The organism is Paraburkholderia sp. J11-2, assembly GCF_905220185.1.
Classification (GTDB): Bacteria; Pseudomonadota; Gammaproteobacteria; order Burkholderiales; family Burkholderiaceae; genus Paraburkholderia.
In genome coordinates, this window is sequence record NZ_CAJMYY010000124.1 from 1 (window position 1) to 392 (window position 392).

Annotated in this window: 1 protein-coding gene; it reads left to right on the top strand. The window is 66.6% G+C overall.

Annotated elements, in window-relative coordinates; translation table 11 throughout:
- Nucleotides 1–47 precede the first annotated feature (47 nt).
- On the top strand, nt 48–383 hold the full coding sequence (locus U5A57_RS41435; RefSeq protein WP_321918128.1) for a DUF4148 domain-containing protein: 336 nt from the start codon (nt 48–50) through the stop codon (nt 381–383).
- Nucleotides 384–392 lie beyond the last annotated feature (9 nt).

A 392-nucleotide genomic window follows, 5' to 3' on the forward strand; every position in this document is an offset into this window, starting at 1 on the left:
TTCGATCGTTCATCGACGGATTCTCAATCCGATACTGGAGTCACCACATGAAACCCACCTTGTTTTCCTGCCTGCTCGCGGCCGTGCTGGCCGCCCCCGCTGCAGCCTTTTCACAGTCAATCATCACGCGTGCACAGGTCCGCGACCAGCTCGTGACCTTCGAGTCCGCCGCCGCTCCCGGAGCGCCGGGCGATGCGCACTATCCGGACGACGTTCTTGCCGCCGCCAACGGCGGTGCGAAGCCCGCAACGGCGTCGCGTGCCTTCGGCGACCAGGGGGGCGTTGCCGCCGGTTCGAGCGAAGCGGGCCGGCGCGCGCAACGCGCGGTTTCGGGCGACGTAAGCGACGTTCCCGGACTCAAGCCCATCTACTTCGGCCAGTGAGGGAGAGGT

What these genes read in the sequence shown, in the direction of transcription:
- U5A57_RS41435 (WP_321918128.1), top strand. Translation starts at nt 48, where the DNA reads ATGAAACCCACCTTGTTTTCCTGCCTGCTCGCGGCCGTGCTGGCCGCC.